This window comes from Aliirhizobium smilacinae, from assembly GCF_006335145.1.
GTDB classification, from domain to species: Bacteria; Pseudomonadota; Alphaproteobacteria; order Rhizobiales; family Rhizobiaceae; genus Neorhizobium; species Neorhizobium smilacinae.
The window spans coordinates 1-754 of sequence record NZ_VDMN01000023.1; the positions used below are offsets into that span (position 1 = coordinate 1).

1 protein-coding gene is annotated in these 754 nt (G+C 58.6%); it reads right to left on the minus strand.

Annotated elements, in window-relative coordinates:
• Positions 1–43 precede the first annotated feature (43 nt).
• Positions 44–754: phage tail tape measure protein (locus FHP24_RS28560; RefSeq protein ID WP_133293428.1), on the minus strand; the 711-nt coding region annotated here is incomplete at its 5' end.

A 754-nucleotide genomic window follows, 5' to 3' on the forward strand; every position in this document is an offset into this window, starting at 1 on the left:
ATCTCCACATCCATACCGGGTTTCACTTTCCAGCGGAAGGTCTTCATCGTCCACCTCCGGAGAACAGGCCACCATCACGCATCTGTGTCTGAATTTCATCACGGGCACCCTTGCGGGCCATGTCATACACCGCCTTCAGAGCAGCCGGACCTATCTGCCCGTTCGTGCCGTCGTTGTTAATCACCACATGGTTATTCTGCTCAAACGTCCCGGACGCCTGCGACCGGCTGTCTGCCATGCTGCCCGGTGTACCGACATAACCGCCGGTGGCATAGCCGCGCATCAGCCGGTAAAGATTCCCCACGCCAATCCGGCTGGTTGCCTCCTTCGTGAAGACAAACTCACCACGGTGAACAATCCCCGCTGGCTCATATTTGCCGCCGGTTCCCGTAAATCCTCCGGTTGCAAAATGGAATTTCGCCGCAGCGGCCTGAATGGCTGTACCGCCTGACGCGGATGCGCCGCCACCAACAGCCCCGCCAATGGCGCTGCCGATACTCCCGACAATCCCCACCATTGCCTGCTTAAGCAGAATTTCTGTCATCATGGACAGCACGGAACGGGTGAAGCTGCGCCAGTTCTGCTCACTGCCGGTCAGCATCGCCGCCATATTCTGTGCAATACCATCAAAGGTCTGCGTGGCTGCACTTTTTACCTGCGACATACTGTCCGTGGCGCTCTCTTCCCACTCACTCCAGCCGGACTTCAGGCCTGCCATCCAGTTCCCGCGAAGCTGGTCTTCAGCCGCCCAGGT